The organism is Polyangium fumosum, from assembly GCF_005144585.1.
GTDB lineage: Bacteria > Myxococcota_A > Polyangia > Polyangiales > Polyangiaceae > Polyangium > Polyangium fumosum.
In genome coordinates this window covers 18,247-40,721 of record NZ_SSMQ01000022.1, presented here as the reverse complement: position 1 = coordinate 40,721, position 22,475 = coordinate 18,247, and the positions used below count along the sequence as shown (strand labels likewise).

Sequence of the window (22,475 nt, the reverse complement as noted above, 5' to 3'; positions counted from 1 at the left end):
TCCGCGGCCTCTGGTAGCCTGGCCGCGCCCTTCCATGAGCTATTTTTCCGCGACGGATGAAGACGCCGCGCCGGTCGGGCGGCGAGGCACCATGCCGCCGCCCGAGCTCGCTGACCGTCCGGCGCCCACCTCGGCAGGTTCCCTCGTGCTGGAGGCGAACCGCACGGAAGAGCCGATCCTGCGGCATCACGGCCCTCGTGCGGAAATCGCCCACCTGCGCGGCGTAGTCGCGCGTTGTCGAGAGGCCGGCGATGTGGCCGGTGAGCGCGAGGCCGCGTCGACGTTGGCGCGGCTGCTCGCGTCCCGCGAGACGGAGCTCGACACGGCCGTGAACGTGGCGCGGCGCGCGCTCGAGCTCGGTGAGGACGATGGGCTGCGTTCGGAGCTCGCCGAGTGGCTCGCAGGGCTCGGGGAGCCGATCGCAGCCGCGGAGGTGCTGCGCGCGTCGTGTGATCCGTCGCGGCCCGCTTCGTCGGCGCAGGCGCTCTTGAAGATCGCGGTGCTGCTCGCGCGAGGCGCCAATCCGAAAGGCGCGGCCGAGGCGCTGAAGGAGGCGGCCGCGTTCGATTCGAGCCAGCCGATGCCGCTCGAGCTCATCGGGACGATCGCGGCGTGGGCGCAGGACGCGATCCCGAAAGCGGACGCGGCGGCGGGGTATTTGACGGCGGCGGCGCGGCACGAGGCGCTCGAAGATGCGGACAGCGCGCTCGAGGATCGGCTGCGCGCGTTCGAGATCACGCCCGAAGACGAGATGGCGGCGAACACGATGGTCGACGCGCTCGCCGCGCGCGGCGCCGCAGGCGCGGCCGACGAGGCGCTGCGTGATCATGCGCTCGCCGCCTTCCAGACGAACCGGTACCGCGCGCGGCAGGTGCACCTGCGCCGCGTGTCGCGGGCGCTCGACGAGGGGAACGCGGCGCGCGCGATCGCGGCCGTGCTCGACGCGGGGATCGTGGCCGAGGTCGAGAGTGATCTCGGGTTGCTCGCGGATCGCGCCGTCGCGCTCGCGTCGCTCGATGGGATCGCTTCGGTGCGGCGCGAGCTCCGGCAGAAGGGCGGGAGTATCGCGTCGATCGCGGCGCGCGCGAAGGGCTCGGAGGTCGCGGCGGCGGCGTTGCTCCAGGCGACGCTCGGCGCGTCGAAGGAGCGCGAGCGCGCCGATGCGCTCGTGCAGATCGCGGCGGAGACGAGCGGAGAGGTCAGCGCGAGCCTGCTCGCGGTGGCCGCGGAGGGCTACCTCGGGCTCGGGATCGCGTCGCTCGCGCGGAGGACCGCGGAGGACGCGTGCCTCACGGATCCCGGGTCGGCGCGCGCTCTGTCGGCGCTGGCGAAGGCGACGATCGCGATGCCGGACCTCGACGCGGCGATGGCGGTCGAGGGCGGCGCTTCGACGATGCTGATCCGCTCGTCGCTCTGCGAGGGTCTCGCGAAGTCGTTCGAAGCGGTCGGGGAGATGGCGCTCGCGGTGACGTGGACGCAGCGCTGGCTCGCGCTTCGCCCGGGATGCCCGAACGCGATGCGCGAGCTCGTACGGCTCGCTTCACAGGCGTACGATCCGGACCGGCTGGAGGACGCGCTCGGGTGGGTGCTCGCGCAGCCGCGGCCGCTCGACGACATGGCGAGCCTCTTCGGCGACGCGCTCGCGCTGCTCTTCGAGCTCGACGCGCCGCGGGCGATCGACGTCGGGAGGCGCGCGCTCGACATGTACGGGCCGCGCGTGCCGGGGCTGCGTGGTCGGCTGCTCGCGATGAGTGATCGCGCAGAGGATGTGGCGCTCGGCGTGATCTTGCTGGAGCGGCTCGTCTCGGCGGACACGAAGAACGAGCGCACGATCGAGCGGCTCTTCGATCTGGCGCAGCGGCGCGCGACCGCGGAGGACTGGGACGGCGCGGCGGCGGAGCTCGCGCGCGCCGCGGCGAAGGGCGCGGAGTCGCGGCACCTACACGAGCACCTCGACGCGCTCGACGACAAGATGCAGCAGAGCGGCGCGTCGCTCGGCTCGGACGGGCTCGTCGCGTTCGTCGAGGCGAGGGTGCACGCGCTCGGCGATCTCGTGGACGGGCCGGAGCAATCGGCCCTCGAGAACCTGTCGAGCGGGCTCAGGGATCTCGGGGCCGTGCGCTGGGATCTCGCGCAGGATTCGGCAGGGGCAGAGGAGGCGTTCTGGCGGGCCGCGGTGGCCGCGCCGCGCGGCGGGATGGAGCGGTACGCGCGGGACCTCGTGACGTTCGCGGGTCCTGCGGCTGCGCTCGACGCGATCGTGCGGCGCTCGGAGACGCTCACGTCCGAGCCGCGCCGTCGCGCGAGCCTGCTCATCGAGGCCGCGAACCTCGCCGTCGCGAACGGGCTGCCGAAGCGCGCGCTCGAGATCGGCGCGAGCGCGATCCAGATCGACCCGTCGCGCGCCGAAGCCGTAGCGATCGTCGAGCGATCCTCCGCGGTGGAGGGCGGCATCGACGTGCTCGATCGCACGTACGACGTGCTCGCCGCCGCCGCGCTCGGTTGTTACGGGCGGCGCGCGGCGCACTACCGCGGCGCGCGTCAGCTCGAACGAAGAGGCGCCACCGAGGCGGCGCTTCGCCACGCCGTCGCGTGCTTCGAAGCCGTCCCGTCCGAGGGCACGTCGTACTTCTTGATGGCGCGCCTCGCGGAGCGCGGCGGCAACCCGACCGAGGCCATCCGCGCGATCGAGCGCGTCGCCGAGGCAGCCGACGGGGGCGTGCGGGCCGCGTGGCTCAAGCGCGCCGCCTCGCTCGCGAAGGCCGCGGGCGAGGGCAGCCGCATGCGCTTCGACCTGCTCCTGCGCGCGCTCACGGCGCGGCCGGACCTCGGGACCATCGAGGAGATCGGCGAGGCGCTGCGCAAGCTCATCGCGTCCGTGAGCCACGTCGGGCCGCTCGTCGCCCGCTTCGAAACCGCGGCCCTCGCCGCGCTGAAGCGAACCGATGGACCGGATGGCGCGCGCGCGGCCGTGGCCCTCGCCAAGGTCGCGCTCGGCATCCTCGGCGCGTACGCGCTCGGGCTCTCGCTCGTCGAACGCGCCGTGGCCGCGGACGGCGACATTGACGAGTACGACACGCTCGTCGAGCTCGCGCCCATGGTCGCCGCGGGCGACGCGGCGACGACCCGCGCCTTCCTCGAATCCCTGCTGCTCGCCGTCGCTAAGCCGTACGCCAGCGTCGGCGTCGCGCTCCTCCGTCTCGGCGGCAAGCTCGCGCATGCGATCGGGGATCCGCTCGTCACGGGCACGCTCTTCGTGCAGGCGGCGCGCCGCGCTCCGGACGACGAGCTGCTCGTGAGCGACGCCGACGCAGCCGTGTTCGCCTCGGGCGACGCGGCGCTCGCGCGTGACCTCGACGCGGCCGTCGCCCCAGATGTTCGGCTCGCGGCCCTGCTCCACGTCGCCGAGCGCAAAGAGCGCGAAGGCAATTTCGCCGAGTCGATCGAGACGCTCGAACGCGCCTTACGATCCCCGAGCATCACGCCCGAGCAACGCGAGGCCGCGCTCTCCAGCATGCGCCGGCTCTTCGTCCTGTCCGAGCGCGCGAGCGAGGCCGAGGCCGTGCTCGCCTCCGAGCTCGCGCGCCAGGACCTCGGCCCGATGTCCCGCGTGCGCATCGCGGTCGATCTCTCGACCATGCTTGCGGGCCGCGGCGAGGACGCGGCCGCGCTCGACGTCCTGAAGCGCATCCTCCAGGACAGCGAGCCGACCGACGAGCTCCTCGCGACCACGCTGCGCCTCGCGCGCCGCACGGGCGATCGCCCCGCGCAGGTCGCGCTCCTGAACCTCCAGCTCCAGCGGACCGACGACGCCGTCGCGCGCGCGGCCATCCTGCGTGAGCTCGCGGCGCTCCTCGAAGCGCTCGGTGATCACAAGGCCGGCGTCGCGCACCTCAAGGCCGCGAGCGAGCTCGCGCCCGACAACGAAGAAGCCCTCGAAGGGCTCGAAGCACACGCGGCCTCGCAGGGCGATCACGCCGCCGTCGCCGACATCCTCGGCAAGCGCATTGCCGCGGCGTCGACGCCCGATCTTCGCCGCACGCTCCGCCTGCGCCGCGCCGCCGTCCTCGAGCAGCGCCTCGGCCGCCTGGAGGACGCTTGCGCCGAGCTCGACGCGCTCCTCGCGGAGACGCCCGACGATCCGAGCGCGCTCCGCTTCCTCGCCGACATCCACGAGCGGCTCGGATCGCCGCTCCGGGCAGCGCCTCTCTGGCAGCGCCTCGGCGAGCTCTCCGCGAAGACCGACGAGCGCGCCGAGTACGGCATCCGCGCCGCGAACGACTGGCTCGCGGGCGGCAACGCCCAGGCCGCGCGCAACATCCTGGAGAGCATCGCGCCCATCGCCGCGCGGGACGCCGTCATCGAGCTGCGCGTCTCGATCGCTCGCCACCAGGGGGACGCCCGCACCCTCTCCGAGGCCCTCGATCAGCTCGCCACCGCCTCCCGCGAGCCCGCGGACAAACGCGCGAGTTACCTCGTCGAGGCGGCGCGCGCCTCCTCTTCGACCGGCGACGAGGCCACCGCCCTCGACCGCGTCCGCCGTGCCGTCCGCCTCGCGCCGCACTCGGCCGAGGCCGTCCTCGAAGCGCGCCGCCTCGAGTACCGCGCGCGTGGCGGCGGCACGCCTCGCGAAGCGCAGCACGCCATCGACGAGCTCATGCGCATCGCCGAGCACCTCACGCCCGAGCAGATGGAGCTCCAAGCGTTCCTGCTCGCCGAGGAGCTCGACGTCATCCAGGGCGGCGGCGCCGGCATGCGCGAGCTCTCGCGCCGGCATGCTGCGTTCGGCCCGGCTCCGCTCATCGCCCTCGGCATGGCCGAGCGCCTCGTGCGCAACAAAAACTTCGACGCGGCCTTGCCCCTCTTCGAGCGCGCCTTGACGGGCGACCTCCGTGGCCTCCGCAGCCGTGGCCGCGTCGCCCTCGCCGCGGCGGACGCGGCCCTCTCCGCGGGCCAGCTCGAGACCGCGTCGCGCCTCCTCGACACGGCCGCCGTCGAGCCCGACACCCGCCCGATCGCGATGCGCAAGAAGCTCGAGTTCGTCGCTGGCTACGGCGAGCCAGAGGCTGCGCGCGCTGCCCTCTTCGACCTCATTCGCCAGAGCGCCGGCCTCGATCGCGCCCGCTTCCTCTACCAGCTCGGCCGCCTCGTCGTCGCCACCGACCCCGACGAGGCCATCCGCCTCTACGCCGACGCCTTCCCGCTCGCCGCCCCTGATCGCAACCTCACCGCGCAGATCGCCGAGGAGCTCGCCCATGCGCGGAGGCCGCGCCTCATCGTCGAGCCCTCCGATCCGCCGCCCCCGCCTCCTCCGCCGGCCCCCGCGCCCCTCGGCGACGACGGCCAGGCCCTCGTCCTCGACCTCGAAGAGGCCTTCGACAGCGCGTTCGACGACGCGGTCGACGACGACGACATCCCGATCCCCCTCGCCGCGAGCGCCATCCGCTCCATGCCGACGGGCCTCCGCCCGCCGCCGCCGCCCGCGGAAAAGCCGCTCCCCGCGCCGATCGTCGAGGAGCCCCCGCCGCCTGCGCAACCCCGCGCCCGCACCGCGCCTCCGGCTCCGGCCCCGGGCGGCGGACCTGCGCGCGAGACGGCGCTCTTCGAGCAGCTCATGGCCGGCTCGTACGACGCCGGCGAGCGCCTCGTCGAGCTCTACGGCGCGAACGCCGAGGCGCGCTCGCGTGACCTCCTCGTCGTCCGCAAGCACCAGGCGTCGCTCCGCCCCGGCGATCGAACCACGCTCCAGAAGCTCCACGAGGCTGCGTTGCTCGACCGCAACGGCGCCTATGCCCGCGCCGTCGACCACGTCCTCGCGGGCTTCGATCCGGCCGGCCGCGCCGTCGCGCCTCCCGCGCTCTCGGCGCTCGCCTCCGCGCCCGAGCTCGTCCTCGCGCTCCTCTTCCGCAACGTCGAGAGCCCCATCAACGAGGCCCTCGCCATCACCTGGGAGACCGGCCGTTACCGCCGCGAGCCGAGCCACTACGGCCTCACCGGCGCCCTCCGCGTCCAGCCCGGCGCGCCCACCGTCCTCGGCGACGTGTGGGGCTCCGTCACGCGCGTCTTTGGCGCCGCCCGCACCCCGCTCTTCCACCGCCGCGTGCCTGCCGGCGCCCCGAACCAGGCCTCCGCCCTCGGCGTCCAGGTCGCGCTCCTCGCGCCTCCGGCCGTCGTCCTCTCCGGCGAGATCCGCGAGGAGACCCCCGAGCTTCGGTACCTCCTCGGCGCCTCCATCGCCGGCGCCATGCCCGAGCACGTCCTCGTCCGCCTCCCCGAGGAGCACCTCCGCACCCTCATCGAGGCCCTCCGCGCCGCTTTTGGCCCCGTGGGCCCCACCGGCGGCACCGATCCCGGCGTCGCGCGCCTCGGCCAGGACCTCTGGCAAATCGTCCCTCCCCGTGGGGACCGCCGCCTTCGCGAGATCTTCGCCCAGCCCGACGGCATCACCTACGAGGCCGCCATGGAAAGCGCTCGCCGTGCCGCCCGCCGCGCCGGCCTCTTCGCGAGCGGCGACCTTCCCACGGCCCTTCGCCTCGTCGTTGCCGAGCTCAAGCTCGAGATCGACACGCCTCTCACGGCCGAGGGGGGCCTCGCGCGGGCTTGCGCGGCGCACCCGGCCCTCGCCGATCTCGTTCGACTCGCCACGCGTAGCGAGTATGCCGAGGCCCGCTTCCGCGCGGCGCCTTCCACCGAAGGGAACAAGAACGGACCGCCGAGCCGCTTTCGTGGCACTTGATGGAGGGGCTCGCGCGGCGGCTGTTACGCCGTGCCCCTGCCCAAAAAGGAGGTGCCCTTGCTCGTCGCTCGTCCGCTCTCGCCCGCCCGCTCGTTTGCGCCGGAGGCTCTCCAGGACCTGACAGCGCTGTCAGGGGTGCGGCGCCGTCCGTCTTTGCCTGAAGGCCATTTCCAGGGCTTCGGCGCGCTGGCCCGAAGATCGCTTCAGGCGTTCCTGCTCGCCGTGCTCGCGCCGGGTTGCCTCGTCACCGCGGAGCCCGTCACGTACGAGCCTCAGCAGACACCGCCGATCCTCGTCGCCTCGGGCCTCGACCCCGATCCGCGCTCCATCTTGCTCGTGGGCGGCGACCTCGGCTTGCCCGAGTTTCCGATCGTCGCGTCCGTCGCGTCCGAGGACGCGGGCGAATCCGTCAAGGTCGCCCTTTACGTCGATTACGGTGAAATGAACGCCTTCAACCAACCGTTCCGGTGGGCATTTCCGAATTTCCAGGAGCTACCGGCAGCGACCCTGGCGGATGGCCCACGCCCGCTCGTGGGGGTTCGTTGGAACTCCACGGTGTATCCGCTCGATGCGGGCTGCCATCGTCTCACGCTCGTGGTCACGCACGAATTCGACACGCAGACGGGCTGCCCCAAGGATCTCCGAGATTCAAGCCAGATCACCTGGCAATTTCGGCAATGCGGCGTCGGGGACTGTCCTCCGATCCTGGAAAACTGCCCCTCCGCCGCAGCGAGTTGTCCGCTCGATCCCACGGCGGCGACGGGCGACATGAAGGACGCCGGGACCACGGGAGGTTGACCTTGAAACGCGCTTTCTTCTTGACTTCAGCTTTCTTCGTGCTTGCGGCCATGCCTGCCCTCTCGGGATGTTTCGCGCTCGAGGGTGTCGGCGCGGATGCCGTGAATGCTTGCTCCTCCGACGAAGACTGCGAAGGCGGCGGCGTCTGCGTCAGCGTCGACGGCTTTCCGACCTGCGTCGGCACCAAGGTCGATCTCCCCGGGCTCATCCTCGAAGTGCGCCCCACGGCCGAGGCGAACACCGGCGCCAACACGCCCTACCTCGTGCCTTTCGGCGGCGAGGGCTTCGTCGCGCAGTCGAGCGCGGGCCTCGTCGTCGACCACGACATCGCGCTCTCGCACGTCGTCGTCTCGCCGATCGAGCTCTTCGTCGACTACGACTACAAGGGCTGCCCCCTCTCGCCCGAGGGCAAACTCCAGGCGGACTTCACCTTCTACCGCGACGCGCAGCACGCGGGCCTGCCCGATCACGAGGCCAAGGCCGTCATCCAGCCGGGCAGCACGGACGCCTATTCGGTCGAGATCCCGCCCGGCATCTACGACGTGCACGTCGTCCCGCGCGCCCCCGAGAACTGCCCCGCGCCTCCGCCGCCGCCCATGTACTACCGCGGCATCGACGTCTCGCAGGGCGGCAAGATCGACCTCCACCTCTCCGCTGCGCCGCGCCTCATCTCCGGCAGCATCGCCTTCCCCGAGGGCAAGGACCTGAACGGCTGGTCGATCGAGGTCGTCGAGCCCAAGCACGGCATCCCCATCTCGCGCACGCAGGTCCTCACGGTCGATCCGCCCTTCGCGCTCTTCACGACCTACAACCTCGAGTACTACTGGGACTTCGGCCTCGAGAGCTCGCCCATCCTCCGCCTCCGGCCGCCGCCCGACGATCCCGACGCGCCCAAGTTCTTCTGGCAGGTCGCCTCGCTCAGCCCCCTCAACCCCGACAGCAAGAACATCCAGGCCGACCTCACCCTCATCGACCTCGACGCCGTCGGCCGCAGCGTGATGTCGACCGTCGTCGACGCCCACGGCGCGCCCGTCGTCGCGACCGTCTCCTTCCGCAGCCTCGAACTCTCCGGCAACGCCTCGAACAGCGCCATCTACAGCGCCGTCGTCGACACCGACACCGAGGGCCGCTTCACCGTGCTCCTCCCGCCTGGCAAGTACCGCGTCACCACGCACCCCACGTTCGACCTCACGAAGGCCGTCACCACCGAGGACGGCTTCGAGGTCCCCGCCGACGGCGACTGCGTCTGCGGCAAGGGTTTTACGGTCCGGGACAAGTCCGTCGTCTCCGGCGAGGTCGTTCTGCCGAACGGCAGCCCGCTCTCGTTCGGCTCCGCCTCCGTCTTCCCCTCGCGCACGCCTGCGCGCCCGTACCTCTCGCGCAGCCTCCTCGCCGACGCGCCGGCCTCGCAGCCCATGTCGACGCCGCTCGGCTTCGCGGGCGAGTTCTCCTTGCTCGCCGATCCGGGCCTCGCGGATCTGGTCGTCGTCCCGCCGTCCGACTCGCTCTACCCGTGGATCGCAAATCCGCAGGTCAAGATCCTCGTCGGCCAGCCCTTCGACTTCAACACGCTCGTCCTCCCGTACCCCGTCGTGCTCCGCGGCGAGGTCCGTGATCCTCTCGGCAAGATCGTCCCGAATGCGACCGTCCGCGCGTGGATGCCTGTCACGGCGTCGGGCACCGAAGAGACCGTGGTGATTCAGATTGCGGAGGGAGCCACGGATTTTGCAGGCCGTTACAAGTTGCCTCTTGCTCCGTCCCTCGCACTTTCGAGGTAGGCGCGCGTGCTGTCTCGCGCCTGCGTCCCGGGGGTACACGCTCGCCTCGGTCCGGGATAGGCTGGAGGCGTGGCGGAGTCCGACACCGGTGGTAAGGACGAGACGGCGCGCGGACGAGGGGCATCGCAGGAGGCGAGCCGCGGGCCCTTGGCCGACAAAGAGAGCCTGCGGATCGACGTCGAACAGGCGTTGCGACGCCCGACCGATCGAGACCTCGCGGGCGTCCTCCACGAGGTCTCGAACGCGCTCACCGTGGTGCTTGGATGGATCGATCGCGCGCGCGGCGAGATCGACTCCCTCCCCACCGTCGAGGACGCGCTCGCCATCGCGGCCTCACGCGCGCGCCACGCGAGGCAGATCGTTCGTCGCGCCATCGGCGCCGACGTACCGGACGACGTGCCCGCTTCGGTCGCGACGATCCTCGCCGAGGCGGCGAAGGGCTGCGAGCCCGAGGCCAAGCGTGGCGGTGTCGAGCTCCGCACCTCGCTCGACCCTGCGCTCGAAGCCGCGCATCTGCCGGGCACCTCCGTCATCTTGCAGATCCTCACGAACCTCCTGCTGAACGCCGTCGCTGTCTCGCCTTCGCGTGGCGCCGTGCTCCTCGACGCGACGCTCGATGGACCTGACGACGTCGTCTTTGGCGTGACCGACGAAGGCCCGGGCGTGCCTGTCGAGCGCCGCGCGAACTTGCTCGACGCGGGCGTCACCACGCGCGCGGGCGGCGCGGGCATCGGCCTTCGTTACGCGGCGGCGCTCGCGCGCGAGTCGGGGGGTTCGCTCTCGCTCGTGCGGGCCGAACCTTCGGCGCGGTTCGAGCTTCGCTGGCCTCGCCGCCCCTCCATGCCGCCTGCGCCGCCGCACTCGAACCGCAAGCCGGCGATGGTCCTCGCGGGCCAACGGATCCTCGTCGTCGAGGACGACGACGCGGTCTTCGATCTGCTCGAAGCGGCGCTCGCGGCGCGCGGCGCGACCATCGTGCATGTGCGCGCGCGCGCCGAGCTCGCGGGCGCCTTGAAGACGGGCCGCGTCGACGCGGCTCTCTGCGACCTCTCGCCGTTCGGCGCGGACGTGCACGGCGCGCTCGTCGAGATCCGCGAGACGAACCCCTCGGTGCGGATCGTCCTCATCTCGGGCAACGTGCGTGACCTGTCGGGTTTGCCTGCGTCCTTCGAGGTCAAGGCTGTGCGCAAGCCTTTCGAGATCGGTGAGATTGTCGTGGCTCTCACGACCTGACGGGCGAGCTTGGGGGGCCTCGAAAAAAGTGTTTGACATTGGGGGCGAACCGGGTAGGTTCCGTCGCCTCGAAGCAAGCGGTTCCGAGCGAAGGTGGCGGAATTGGCAGACGCACTAGCTTGAGGTGCTAGCGGGTAACACCGTGCGGGTTCAAGTCCCGCCCTTCGCACCCCGAAGCGGTTCATGAGGAACCGCGAGTCCGAAAGAAGAGAAAAGGGCCGGTCACCGTAAGGTGCCGGCCTTTTTCGCGTTTGGGGGTTTCGACATGTCCTTGCGTCTCCTGCGTCCGGCGTCCTTGGTCCTTGCGCTCGTGCCTATCGCGCTCGTCGCTTGTGCGGCGGCTCCGAAGTCCGGGGAGGCCCCGGCGACGGCGGTCGACATCGCGGCCGAGTCCGCTGAGTCCGCTGCGCCGCCGCCGCCCCCTGCGGCCACGGCGTCGGCGAAGGTCGCGTCGGATGATCTCCGGACCCCGGACGACGCCGCGACGGAGCTCGATCGTTGGGAGATCTCCTTCCTCAACGTGATGGTCGTGGCGGACGAGGCGAAATCCTCTGCGGAGGGTGCTGCGCCGCCTGCGGCGCCCACGGATGCAGCGCGCAAGGCGCCCACCAAGCCCGTGGCGCCCGAGGCGACGTCGGCGGGCAGCGAGGAGTCGCCTTGCCATGGCGCGTGCCGCGCCTACGCCTCGATGAAGCGCGCGGCCACGCGCCTCTGCGATCTCGCTGGAAAAGAGGACGACCGTTGCGCGGCCGCGCAGCAGCGCATCGATCGCGCGAACGAGCGGCTCAAGGCGGCTTGCCCGCGGTGCGAAAGCCTTCGCGACTAGTCCATTTTCCGTCGCTACATTCCTGCCGGACGATTCCAATCGTTGCTCTCGCTTTCGCGGGTTCCTAGGATTGCATTCGGACGCGCCCTCCCGTGCGTGTCCCCACGTCCTCGGACTTCCCAAAGCAAGGGTCAACGATGCGCTTTTTCTCCTCTTTCTCGGCAAGCTTGATGGTCCTCGCGCTCGGCGGGACGGCGTTCGCCGCCTCCGGGCCGCGTACACTGCTCGAGGTGGGCGCGTTCTCGCCCGCCGCGCAGAAGCCGCTCGTCGCGGCCAAGGATGCGGAGCCCCGGGCGCTCGAAGCGTCGGCGCGCACCATCCTCGCGGAGCGCGCGCCCTGGTCGCAGAGCCTCTCGCTCGGCCCCGCGCGCGACGCGACCCTCCGTGACGGCCGGCGCATCGTCAAGATGCCGCAGATGCACCAGGGCGTGCCCGTGCTTCACCGTGGCGCCACGGTCTCGTTCGGCGAGAACGGCGTCGCGCGTATCGTCGCGGCGCGCCTCGCCGAGGACCTGCCCGCGAGCGTCGTGCCCGCGCTCTCGGCCGAGGACGTCGCCGAAAAGGCCTCCAAATCGTCCGGCGTCGACATGGACCCCAAGAAGGCCCGGCTCGTGATCTGGCCGTCGGGCGGCGGCAATGTCCTCGCCTGGCATTTTTATACCGCGGGCCTCGCCATTCCGTATGCGCCCGTCGTCGTCGTCGACGCGCAGACCGGCGACATCGTGGCGCGTTACAATGCCGCGGTCTCGCTGCACGAGGCCAACGTGTTCCCCTCGAACCCCGTCAAATCTCCGCAGACGCAGTCCGTCACGCTGAATTTGCCGGACGGGGCCAACAAGCTCTCGAGCCCCCTCGTCGTCGCGCGCAATTGCATCGACATGAAGACGACGAAGAACATCATGGGTTTCGCCATTCACGTCTGTGAGCTCTTGCAGACGGTGGAGGCGGATGCCGGCTCGCTCGATTTCATGTCGACGACGCCCGCCGAGGATACGGCGCCGGAGGATCCGTTCTCGGAGCTGCACATGTATGCGCACACCGAGATCGCGTATCGGTTTTTCAGGACCTTCAAATCCGATTTCCTCGTCCAGCAGGGCCCGATCGACGCGGTCGCGAACCTCCGTATGCCCGACGGTCTGTTCGGCGGCAACCCGGCCAATCTCGGCAACCCCAACGTTCCCCTCGTTCCTTTCCAGAACGCCTTCTTTTCGCCGGCGGATCCCTCGAATCCCTTCGGCTTGCTCTTCGGCATCACGGGCGGCGCCATGATGTTCGGCCAGGGTCCGGTCAAGGATTACGCGTACGACGGCGACGTCATTTACCACGAGTTCACGCACGCCGTCGTCAATGCGACGATCCAGCTCGTCGGCACCCCGCACCGTGACGCGTACGGCATCGTCTTCTCGCCGGGCGGCATGAACGAGGGCCTTTCCGATTACTTCTCGTCGGCCATCACGGGTGACCCCGACGTCGGCGAATACGCCGTCCTGGACGCCGATCCGAGCGGCAAGGCCATTCGTAGCCTCGCGGCCCCCGACGCGTGCCCCGCGGCCATTGCCGGCCAGGTCCACCAGGACGCGACCCTCTTCTCGGGCGCGCTCTGGGACGTCCGCAAGGGTTTGACCGAGGCCCAGAAGCCCGAACTCGACCTCGCCGTCTTCGCCGCGATGGAGGCCGCGCCCTCGGGTGACCTCCATTATCACGACATGGCCGAGCTCATCATGGCCGAGGTCAAGACTTCCCTGCTCGGCGATGCCGTCGTCGCCCAGCTTGAAGCGGCCTTCACCACGCGCGGCGTCCTGCCCGAGTGCACGCGCATCCTCGAATTCAAGGGCTCCACGATGGAGGGCCCGCTCCTCGTCGGCACGAGCGGCGGCACGCTCGGCGCATGGATCGCGCCGAGCGTGGGTGGCGCGAACATCGGCTCGAACCAGCAAGGGTACGTGCCCGGCGTCATCCAGGTCCGCGTCCTCCTGCCGGAGAACACCGAATCGCTCACCATCGATTTCGACGGCGCGACCATGGGCGGCGGTTCTCCGCTCGGCGGCGGCGGCAGCTTCGAGCCCAAGGTCCTCGTCCGTTACGGCGAGGAGCCTCTCCAGTTCACGTATGGGCCCTTCAAGCCCACGGCCGACACCGTCGTCCTCACGCCCGACGGCGGCGGTTCCCAGGGCATCAATGCCTACAACACCATCGCGATGGTCCCGGCGGGCATGAAGACGGCTTACGTGATGATCGCCAATGCCGGCGAAGGCGACGGCCTCTTCACGAACCTGACGTTCACCCCGGTTCAATCGTCCGGCGTGGGCGGCATGGGCGGCGCCGGTGGCGCCGGTGGTGCCGGTGGCGCGGGCGGCTCGGGCGCGGGCGGCAACCCCGCCACCCCGCCCGTCACGGACCCGGGCGGCTGCGGCTGCGCCGTCCCCGGCTCCTCCAGCGTCCCCGCGGGCGCCTCGCTCGCCGCCTTCGCGGCCGTCGCGGCCCTCTTCGCGCGTCGCCGCCGGCAGAGCTGATTCCGCAAGGCCCGGGCGCTACGGCAACCGCACGAGCGCCCGCGCCTCCTCCAAGCTCCTCACCACCACATCCGCAATCTCCACGAACGCGCCCCCGTCCCCCTCGGGCACCGCGATCACCGCCATCCCCGCGCCCTTCGCGGCCCGCACCCCGTTCTTCGAATCCTCCAGCGCGAGGCACCCCTCGGCCCCGACCGACAGCCGCTCCGCCGCGCGCAAATACACGTCCGGCCACGGCTTCGCCCGCGGCACCTCCTGCCCGGACACCGTCACGTCGAAATGGTCCGTCAGGCCAAACCTTTTCAGGCTCGCGTCGATCAGCCGCCGCGGCGACGACGACGCCAGCCCGATCGGCAATCGCCCCCGCGCCTCGTCGAGGAACGCGCGGGCGAACGGCTTGAGGGAAAGACCCTCCACGTGGGCGAGGAACCGATCCTCGAGCTCCGTCACGTCGCGCGCCTCGTCCACTTCGAAGCCGATGTGCTCCCCCATGATGTGCACGATCCGCCCGATTCCTTGCCCCGTGCAGGCGAGCGCCATCTCGTCGGTCCACTCGCCCCCGCGCGCGCGGGCGAATGCGCGCTCCACCTCGTGCCAGAGCGGCTCCGAGTCGACGAGCAGCCCATCCATGTCGAAGATCAACGCGCGTGGCGAGAAACGGCTCATGTCGAGCGGGCGACTAGCACGGCATGCCGCCCCGGCAAGCGCTTCACTTCGGGGGCGTCGTCGTCGCGGCCGGCGTGACCGGCCCGGCGCCCGGCTGCTTCGGATCCACCTGCGACGTCCCCACGGCCGCGGGCGGCGCCGGCGGCGTATGGGTTTGTCGGAACCGAAGCGCCACGAACGCGCCCACCGCCGCGGCGAGCACCACCACGAGCGCCACAAATAGGCGAACGCGGTCCGACCCTCCCGACGACTCGGGCGCCGCCTCAACCAGATCTGCCGGCGCCTCGACGGGCGCTCGTTCCTTCGTCCGCACCGCGGGCGGCTCCGTCTTTGGCCCGGGGTTCCGGTCGAGCGTCGGTGTCACCGGCGCCGGCTCGATCGCCGCTGTGGAGGGCAGGCTCGGGGGCGGCGGGATCTCCGGCGCGAGCGCGTCGGGCGCCTCCATCGACGGCGGCATGCTGCGCAGGTTCGGCAGGCTCGCCCCCACGCCCGGCTCGCTCCCGCCGTGCGCCGTATCCCCGCGCAGCACGCGCATCGACGACGCGGGCGCGTCCTCGGCCGACGGCGACGCCGCCTCGCTTTGCCGCAGCTTCGCGATCTGCCGCTCGATGATCTTCCGGATCTCGGTGCGTTTGTCCGCGTAGACCGACGTGACGTATTTGCCGATGTCCTCCGGCGTCACGCGCAGCCCTGCGCCGTCGAGATAACCGAGGAGCGCCACGCGCATCTCGGCCGCGGTCGCATATCGCTCCGCCGGATCGTACGCCAGCGCCTTCGCGCAGATCTTCACGAGCGCCGGGGGTACGTCGGGACGAACCGACTCGATCGCCTCCATCTCGCCGGTCGCCAGCTTGTGGAGCACCTCCATATCGGCGGCTTTGTCCCACATCTTCCGGCCGGCCAGCATTTCCCACAGCACGATCCCTGCGACGAACACGTCGGCGCGCCGATCGAGCGGCCTGCAGCGCACCTGCTCGGGCGCCATGTACCCGAGCTTGCCCTTCATGATTCCCGTGCGCGTCTCCATCAAACGCACGTCGGACTTCGCGATCCCGAAATCGAGCAGCTTGGCCTGACCGTCGTACGAGACGATCACGTTGTGCGGGCTCACGTCGCGGTGGACGATGTTCAAGGGCTTGCCGTCGTAATCGGCGAGCTCGTGCGCGTAGTGCAGCCCTGCGAGCACGTCGGCGAGGATCCGGAGCAGCACCCCGGGCGGCGCCGGCGTCTTCGTCCGCGAAGACCGGTTGATCAGCCGGTTCAGCGGCGCGCCTTCGAGGTACTCCATCGTGATGAAGTACACGCCCTCGTCCGCGTGCACCTCGAACGTCTGCACCACGTTCGGGTGATTGAGGCGCGTCGCGATCCGCGCCTCGTCGAGGAACATCTCCCGGCGCTCGGGATCCTCGGCGAACTCGGCGCGCAGCCGCTTCACGACCTGCAACTTGTTCACGCCGAGAGGCCCTGCGACCACGGCGAGGAACACGTCGGCCATGCCTCCACGGCCGAGGTTCGCGATCAGCTTGTACTTGCCGACGCTCACCGGCTCCTTATCGGCTAGGCTCTGCGCGGCAGACACGGAGCCCATGTTCGTTCCGATCACGCATCCGCGCAAGCGGGATCCGCCGCACCGGAACGGCAGGTTTTCGACGCGCTCGCCCCGGCGTCACGATCAACCTGTGAACATGCGATCCAGCATGGCCTGTGGGCGCCCGCCGGCGAGGATCTCCGAGAGTGCCCCGAACGTGTTCGCGTCCACCCGATGCTCCTCCGCGAACCGCACGATCCGCGGGATCAGCGGGATCGCCTCCACCCGGAGCTTCGCCATCGTGATCGCTTGATCGAGCGGCACCTTCCGCGCGAGCGCCTTGCCGAGCACCACCTCCGGCCGGTCTTCGAGCGCGATCGACGCCAAGAGATCGCCGTACCCGCCGAGCCCGAGCATCGTCCGCTCCTCGCAACCCGCGGCCGCCATGAGCCGCGCCGCCTCGTCGACCCCGCGCGAGATCAGCGCCGCCAAAAGCCCCGGCCCCGCGCCTGCTTCCTCCGCGTAGCCGACCCCGATCGACAGACAACCGACGAGCGCCGAGGCCCACTCGAGCCCGCGCAGATCGTTTGTCCCGTACACCCGAAGGCTCGGGCCCTGGAACGCCCGCGTCGCGGCCGTGATCACCTCGGGGAACCGCGACCCGATCACCATCGCCGACGGCCGCCCCTCGATGAGCTCGCCGGCCTGCACCGGCCCTCCGAGCGCGCCGAGGCGCCGCGCGGGCGTCTCCTCGCGCACGAGATCACTCACCGTCTCCAGCCCCTCGACCCCGAGCCCGCGCACCCCGTGCACCACGAGGTGCTGACCGCCGAGGTGGTCCCCGAGCGCCCGGAGCACGCTCCGCGCGACCGACGACGGCACCGCGATCACCACGAGCCGCGCCTTCGCGACCTCCGCGTAATCGGTCGTCACGTGCAGGCCGGGATCGGCGGTCGACGCTTGGGGGCTCCGCTCCGACGAGCGGAGCTGCGCCCCCAAACCCCCCGGTTGATCTCGCCGCGAGTGCAACACGACCTCGGCGCCCGTCCGGCGCGCCGCCGTCGCGAGCGCCCGCCCCCAGGGCCCGCCGCCCACGATCCCCACGCTCGGCACCTGACGATCCGTCACGACAAACCTCCCTGCGCCGCGTCGCGCGCCGCGGGTGGGGCGAAGACCGGCGGCCGCGCGGGTGGCATGCCCGGCGGCGCGATGACGTCCCAGGCCATCCCGTGGGCCGCGAGCCGGTTCTGATAATAAAACAATAGATTCGTGTCCATGATCGCGAGCCCCTCCGGCCGCGACGCGAGCACGGGCGAGGCGTGGTAGCCGGCGAAGGCCCGCAGCGCCCGCTCCACGATGTCGCCGCCCGAGGCGGTCCGGAGAAACCCGCCGACCACGATCTCGCCACGATCGGCGAGCTCGACCAGCCGATCCCGCAGCTTCACCACGTCCTTGGCGAGCTCGTCGCGCGGCACCACGACCACGTCGCGCTGCCGGAGCACCGTGAAGAGATCCGACGCGGGCGAGGCGCGCCGCAGCCGTTCGAAGCTCGCGGCGGCGACCACGTGCGTCTCCAGCACCACCGTGTCGCGCAGGTAGGCCTTGCAGATCTCGTCGCCGAGCTCGCGCGTGTACTGCGCGTCGCGCACGGGATCGAGCGTCACGCGCCCGCTTTCATCCTTCACGTAGCTCGCGGGATCCACCTCGCGCCCGCGGCGATCGAACGACCGGCAGCGCTCGTCGACCATGTTGCCGAAGGGATCGATGGGTTTGCCGAAGCGGATCACCACGGCGCCTTGCATGTCGAACATCTTGCGCATGAACGCGGTCACGCGGCCGACGCGCGACGACTCGTCGTCCTCGATGATGAAGCGCCCCTTGCCGGCCTCCGCGAGGAAGTCCGCGATCAGCGTCTCGGCCTCCAGCGTGATCAGGTAGTTGATCGTCGCGGGCACGAAGTACACGCGCCGCTCCCGGTTCGCCATCAAGGTCCGCGCGTACGCCTCGATCGCCGTGCCCATGAGCCCGAGCTTCAGCCGCCGCTCGACGCCGCCCGAGCGTGAACGTGTCCCGCCCGGGAAAAACAGCGAGTGGTAGCCGCGCTCGAGCAGCACGCACGAGTACGTCTTCAGCACGTCCTTGTAGAGGTTGTGCCGGATCCGCCGGTCGACGCGGTAGGCGCCGAGGTTGTGCATGAAGAACGAGAGCACGGGGTTCGTGAACAGGTTCTTGCCTGCGCCGTAGGTCGCGGGCGGCAGCACGGCGCGCTCGAGCGCGTAGCCGAACACGATCGAATCCATGTTCGACAGGTGTGTCGGGACGTACACCGCCGTCCCTTGCCGCGAAAGCTCGCGCAGCTCCTCGACCGGCCCTTCGACGCGCACCTTGTCGTCGAGCGCCGACAGGCTCACGAGCTGCTTCGGATCGCGGGCCAGACGCACGAGCGTCCGCGGCGCGAGCAGGTACGTCACGATCGGGGGCAGGAGCTTCGACGACACCTTGAACACGCGTGGGTCGAAGTTCCCTGCGACGTCCCAGCCGACGTGCTCGACGATGGAGGCGAGCTTCTCGCGCCGCTCGCCGTCGGGCATGCGGCCGAGGGCGCGCGCGAGCCTTTGCCACTCGGCGAGCTCCTTCTGCTCCTCGGGCCCGCGCTTGCTGGCCTCGAGGCGCTTGGTCTCGTGGTAAGCCGCGTCGTTGAGCGCGAGAAGCGGGTCTTTCGTGGAGAGCACGACGCGCGAGACCACGGTCCGCACGATGTCTTCCCGCGCCGCGTTGAACCCGAAGATGGGGGCGTCGTCCTGCATGGCGGATATTGTGTAGGAAATTTCGCGGCCGGGCGCGAGGGAGATGTGCGCGGGGAGCGTGCGCGAGGGGGCGGCGCGCGCTCGGCTCAGGCGGACGTTTTGGAAGGGGCGGGCGCGGTGAAGGTCAGGGGAGCGGCTTGATGTGGTCGTGGTGACGAGTCACCCATTCGTAGGTGGCTTTGAATGTCACTTCGCCCGGTTCAATACTCTCCACGCAATAAAATTTTTTACCGAGCACCAAGCATTCGCCCACGCCCATGGTGAAAGCCAAGGGGTGGGGCTTGTCCCCCCACCACTCCTTTTCATGTTGGACCGATTCGGGGACGTCACATACGAATTCGATGACTGCCCACGGACCACCACGTTCATCCGTGGCGTTCCAGGCGTTCATGAAGAGGTGGCAACCCTCCACGCGCTCGACCTTGTTGTTCTCGAGGACGAAGCGGGCCGACTCCGAGCGGCTGCAGGCGACGCCGAAAGTCATGACCACGAGGCCCAGGAGGATTACGTCTCGCATGAACAGTCCTTCGACAGACGCATCAATCACCACAACGTGAAAAGCTGAAAGGTCCGCTGCAATCGGTACATGTCGTCGAGTTACGCGCGCAACACTCTCCACAGTCCGACCGCGCGCTGGGGTGCGAGCAACCGTTGTAGCAGAGGTCCGTTTGCTCGCGGCACCATGCGGGGTCCTTGCACTGCACGGCGGTCACCGTCCCCGCGGGCCCACACCCCACCGTCATCCCGGCCAGCGCAAGAACAAGCCCCACAAGGTACGCCCGCATCATCGTCCCCTCGACGCCGGCAGACGTTACCACACCTACATTTGTACCGTCAACGCGCCCCTCCCACGCAACCCCGCGGTCTCGTCCACACGACCTGGAGATGCGCCGGGTGAGCCTCCATGCCTTGCCCACGCGCCTCGAAGTCTCGTGGACGCGTCTCGAAGTCTCGTCCACGGGTACCGATCAACTTTGATCACCCGGTTTGTCGGAGAACATGATGCAGCGCTGGAGACTTCCGGATCTTCGTCACCACATCCCCCTACACCCGAGGGCCAGCACCCCCATGAACGAGAACGCCACGGGGGTGCCATACGAGGAGGCGCTGGCTGAAACGAGGCGCTACGCAGCTTCGCTCCGCGCTTGGTTTGAAGCTACCTACTTTTCAGCCCACGCCTCCTTTGCGGAACCGCGGCCGACACGCCCCTGACATGCAGCGACTCAACTGGGCTTTGGCCTTCCCGAGGTACGGAGACGGGGCGCGCGTTGGGCTCGGGGGTGACGTCTTGGCCGAGGGGCCGCGCACGCGGCTCTTCCAACTGCGTCACCCCCAACGCATCCGCCACCATCTTACGTTCATCGTCCGAGATCGGACGCTCTTTACGAGCACGATGCTCGGTCCAAGCAATGAACATGGCCATACGCTCCTCGGAAGGCAGAGCAAGAAATGCTGCGTTCATCGGACACCTCCGCGCCCCGTGGGCGCAATGGGAGACAATCCGACCGCTTGACCTGCCCTTCACGCGTGGTATCACCACGTTGCTTTCGCGGAGGACCGGCTTTGGTCGGTTGCGCAATGGCGGGCCCTGCAAGGTCCGCCATTCGCGTTTCTGACCCTGGAGATCCAGGACTTCGAACGACTAGCAGGCGTTTTGTCGCTGTCGAACGCGCCCGAGGCACTTTGTTTGTGCGGTCGCTTTCCTGAACATCCGCCACGGACCGGCATCGTCCTACCGTCAACGTTGGCACGGTTGACCTCGTGAACGGTCCGATCGTGGAGCCCGTTGTGCGGCCCGAGCTAGGACATTAGCTGTCCTATCTCATTAGAGAATTATCGCGAGAATCGGCCGATTCGTGATAGATTCATCCCATCGAGTGAGCCGCTGAAACGGTCGAGCCGACGACGCGCATGGGGCGCGACGCGGCGCCCGTGGCGGCCCTTGCTGGGGTCTCGCGTCGTGGCGAACATCCTGCCCATCGAGAAGCGCACCGACGTGGTGAAGCACCTCGTAGAGGGCGCGAGCGTGCGCGCGACGTCGCGGCTCACGGACGTCTCGCTTCCGACGGTCCTCTCGACGTTGGTCCGCGTCGGGACGGGGTGCGACTACCTGCACAACCTGCTCGTGAGGGACCTCGACATCCGCGAGATCCAGCTCGATGAAATCTGGTCCTACGTGCAAAAGAAGCAGGCGCGCGTGACCGCGGAGGATCCCGCGGAGTTCGGGGACGCGTACGCCTACCTCGCCATGTCGCGCACGAAGAAGCTCCTCGTGAGCTACCACGTGGGGAAGCGCGACGAGGCGAATACGCGGGCCTTCGTGGCCGATCTCCGGGCCCGGCTCGTGACGATCCCGGAGCTGTCCACGGATGGCTGGCAGAGCTACCCCGTGGCCGTGGGGCAGAGCTTCGGGGGCGCGGTGGACCACGCCGTGATCCAGAAGAACTACTCGAAGAAGAGGCGACGCGAGGGCCCGGCGGATCACCGCTACGAGCCGCCCCGCGACCCGTTCATCACGAAGAAGACCGCGCACGGCGCGCCGAATCTCGACCGGGCCTCTACCTCGCACGTCGAGCGCGCGAACCTCACCGTGAGGATGCACGTCCGCCGCTTCACGCGGCTTTGCAACGGCTTCTCGAAGAAGATCGAGAATCACCGCGCGGCCGTGAGCCTGCACGTCGCCTGGTACAACTTCTGCCGGGTCCACGAGAGCTTGCGCGTGACGCCGGCCATGGAGGCGGGCATCACGGATCACGTGTGGTCCGCGCAAGAGCTGGTCGAGCGCGCCCTCGCCGCGGAGCCGTGCGCGCCTCCGGAGCCGAAGAAGCTCGCCCCGCCAGCCCCGGCCCCAGGCGAGAAGCCCACCGCGGCGCGCGAGCTGCCGAACGGCAAAGGCTGGCTCCGCGCCCTGCCTGGGGGCAAGGGGAAGCCGAGCGACGCCCCACGCGCCCCTACGCCGCCCGCCGCGCCCGTGGTGAGGGTAGAGGTGCCTCCCACCATGGCAGAGTCACGTGCGCGATGGATTCAACTGGATCTGCTGGTTTGGCGCCCGAAAGAGCAGCAATTGCCACTGTTTCCAGACGGGTAGACTCCACACGTGCAGTGTGCGATCATGCCCGCATGACGTTTTTGGATCCGGAAACCGAGCAATTGAAGCGCGAATTCGTGGACGCCATCTGTGCCGAGGTTCACGCGTCTATCGACGCGCCTACGACTGCGGCGCGGACGGGGACACCTCCGAGAACTCGAACTCGAACTCTGGAAAATACCTCGCCGCAAAAGCTGAGCCACGGCTCTTCATAAACTCGACCACTTTTGGATGAAATCGCTCTATCGCGGGCACGCGCTGCTCATCTTCCGAAGCGTTGGCACTTTTGGGGGTGAACGCCTTTGACAGCAGATCGCCAGCAGTGGCGATACTGTCAAAGTAACTTGCCAACATCTCGCAATGGGAAACAACTATCGCGAGGGCAGTCCGTTCGTTGAATGAGCACTCTTGGATCTTTTTGCCCTTAATCGTGACCGCGATTTTCATTCGCCATACCGTAGATGCGGGGCGCCTCAGCCAGCAATCCGGACCATCCGCGCCG

13 protein-coding genes and 1 tRNA gene are annotated in these 22,475 nt (G+C 69.8%); 8 read left to right on the top strand and 6 right to left on the bottom strand.

The features are described 5' to 3' along the window. The first annotated feature begins 34 nt into the window (after positions 1-34). The 7 genes from E8A74_RS52515 to E8A74_RS52510 all read left to right on the top strand — a co-directional run bounded on the left by E8A74_RS52515 (position 35) and on the right by E8A74_RS52510 (position 13,884). Positions 35-6,736: a hypothetical protein gene (locus tag E8A74_RS52515; protein ID WP_170229272.1), complete on the top strand. Its 6,702-nt coding sequence runs from the start codon at positions 35-37 to the stop codon at positions 6,734-6,736. 30 nt (positions 6,737-6,766) lie between these two features. Next, complete coding sequence (locus tag E8A74_RS21505) at positions 6,767-7,534, top strand: hypothetical protein (RefSeq protein WP_170229271.1); 768 nt, start codon at positions 6,767-6,769, stop codon at positions 7,532-7,534. Between the two features lie 50 nt (positions 7,535-7,584). Beyond that, complete coding sequence (locus tag E8A74_RS21500) at positions 7,585-9,312, top strand: carboxypeptidase-like regulatory domain-containing protein (RefSeq protein WP_170229270.1); 1,728 nt, start codon at positions 7,585-7,587, stop codon at positions 9,310-9,312. Positions 9,313-9,459: 147 nt separating this feature from the next. Further along, entirely contained in the window at positions 9,460-10,545 is a 1,086-nt protein-coding gene (locus E8A74_RS21495) for an ATP-binding response regulator (protein ID WP_136930925.1), read from the top strand. An 87-nt stretch (positions 10,546-10,632) separates the two neighbouring features. Next, positions 10,633-10,714, top strand: a tRNA-Leu gene (locus E8A74_RS21490). A gap of 96 nt (positions 10,715-10,810) precedes the next feature. Beyond that, on the top strand, positions 10,811-11,371 hold the full coding sequence (locus E8A74_RS21485; protein WP_136930924.1) for a hypothetical protein: 561 nt from the start codon (positions 10,811-10,813) through the stop codon (positions 11,369-11,371). A gap of 137 nt (positions 11,372-11,508) precedes the next feature. Further along, the gene (locus E8A74_RS52510) at positions 11,509-13,884 is read left to right on the top strand and encodes an MYXO-CTERM sorting domain-containing protein (RefSeq protein WP_170229269.1); all 2,376 of its coding nucleotides are present in this window, start codon (positions 11,509-11,511) and stop codon (positions 13,882-13,884) included. An 18-nt stretch (positions 13,885-13,902) separates the two neighbouring features. Here E8A74_RS52510 and E8A74_RS21475 read toward each other — a convergent pair whose 3' ends face one another. The 5 genes from E8A74_RS21475 to E8A74_RS21455 all read right to left on the bottom strand — a co-directional run bounded on the left by E8A74_RS21475 (position 13,903) and on the right by E8A74_RS21455 (position 19,402). Further along, the gene (locus tag E8A74_RS21475; RefSeq protein ID WP_136930922.1) at positions 13,903-14,550 is read right to left on the bottom strand and encodes an HAD family hydrolase; all 648 of its coding nucleotides are present in this window, start codon (positions 14,548-14,550) and stop codon (positions 13,903-13,905) included. Between the two features lie 43 nt (positions 14,551-14,593). Next, complete coding sequence (locus tag E8A74_RS21470) at positions 14,594-16,138, bottom strand: serine/threonine protein kinase (protein WP_136930921.1); 1,545 nt, start codon at positions 16,136-16,138, stop codon at positions 14,594-14,596. Between the two features lie 84 nt (positions 16,139-16,222). Continuing rightward, positions 16,223-17,206, bottom strand: a complete 984-nt coding sequence (locus E8A74_RS21465; protein ID WP_136930920.1) for an NAD(P)-binding domain-containing protein — start codon at positions 17,204-17,206, stop codon at positions 16,223-16,225. Beyond that, a complete protein-coding gene (locus E8A74_RS21460; protein ID WP_136930919.1) occupies positions 17,203-18,885 on the bottom strand; it encodes a 1-acyl-sn-glycerol-3-phosphate acyltransferase in 1,683 nt (560 codons plus the stop codon). Before E8A74_RS21460 ends, E8A74_RS21465 begins: the two co-directional genes overlap by 4 nt. A gap of 124 nt (positions 18,886-19,009) precedes the next feature. Further along, positions 19,010-19,402 carry a hypothetical protein gene (locus tag E8A74_RS21455; RefSeq protein WP_136930918.1) on the bottom strand — a complete coding sequence of 131 codons (393 nt, stop codon included), beginning with the start codon at positions 19,400-19,402 and terminating at the stop codon, positions 19,010-19,012. 1,443 nt (positions 19,403-20,845) lie between these two features. On the opposite strand from E8A74_RS21455, the gene E8A74_RS21450 reads away from it, so the two are divergent. Then, positions 20,846-21,973 (top strand): IS1 family transposase, encoded by a 1,128-nt coding sequence (locus E8A74_RS21450; protein WP_136930917.1) that lies wholly within the window; start codon positions 20,846-20,848, stop codon positions 21,971-21,973. A 120-nt stretch (positions 21,974-22,093) separates the two neighbouring features. Here the strand turns inward: E8A74_RS21450 and E8A74_RS21445 are convergent, their stop codons facing one another. Next, positions 22,094-22,420 (bottom strand): hypothetical protein, encoded by a 327-nt coding sequence (locus E8A74_RS21445; protein WP_136930916.1) that lies wholly within the window; start codon positions 22,418-22,420, stop codon positions 22,094-22,096. Positions 22,421-22,475 lie beyond the last annotated feature (55 nt).

Excerpts from the sequence above, each read along its gene's own strand:
- E8A74_RS52515 (WP_170229272.1), top strand. The coding sequence starts at position 35 with ATGAGCTATTTTTCCGCGACGGATGAAGACGCCGCGCCGGTCGGGCGG.
- E8A74_RS21500 (WP_170229270.1), top strand. The coding sequence starts at position 7,585 with ATGCCTGCCCTCTCGGGATGTTTCGCGCTCGAGGGTGTCGGCGCGGAT.
- E8A74_RS21485 (WP_136930924.1), top strand. The coding sequence starts at position 10,811 with ATGTCCTTGCGTCTCCTGCGTCCGGCGTCCTTGGTCCTTGCGCTCGTG.
- E8A74_RS52510 (WP_170229269.1), top strand. The coding sequence starts at position 11,509 with ATGCGCTTTTTCTCCTCTTTCTCGGCAAGCTTGATGGTCCTCGCGCTC.
- E8A74_RS21475 (WP_136930922.1), bottom strand. The coding sequence starts at position 14,550 with ATGAGCCGTTTCTCGCCACGCGCGTTGATCTTCGACATGGATGGGCTG.
- E8A74_RS21470 (WP_136930921.1), bottom strand. The coding sequence starts at position 16,138 with ATGGGCTCCGTGTCTGCCGCGCAGAGCCTAGCCGATAAGGAGCCGGTG.
- E8A74_RS21460 (WP_136930919.1), bottom strand. The coding sequence starts at position 18,885 with ATGCAGGACGACGCCCCCATCTTCGGGTTCAACGCGGCGCGGGAAGAC.
- E8A74_RS21455 (WP_136930918.1), bottom strand. The coding sequence starts at position 19,402 with ATGCGAGACGTAATCCTCCTGGGCCTCGTGGTCATGACTTTCGGCGTC.
- E8A74_RS21445 (WP_136930916.1), bottom strand. The coding sequence starts at position 22,420 with ATGAAAATCGCGGTCACGATTAAGGGCAAAAAGATCCAAGAGTGCTCA.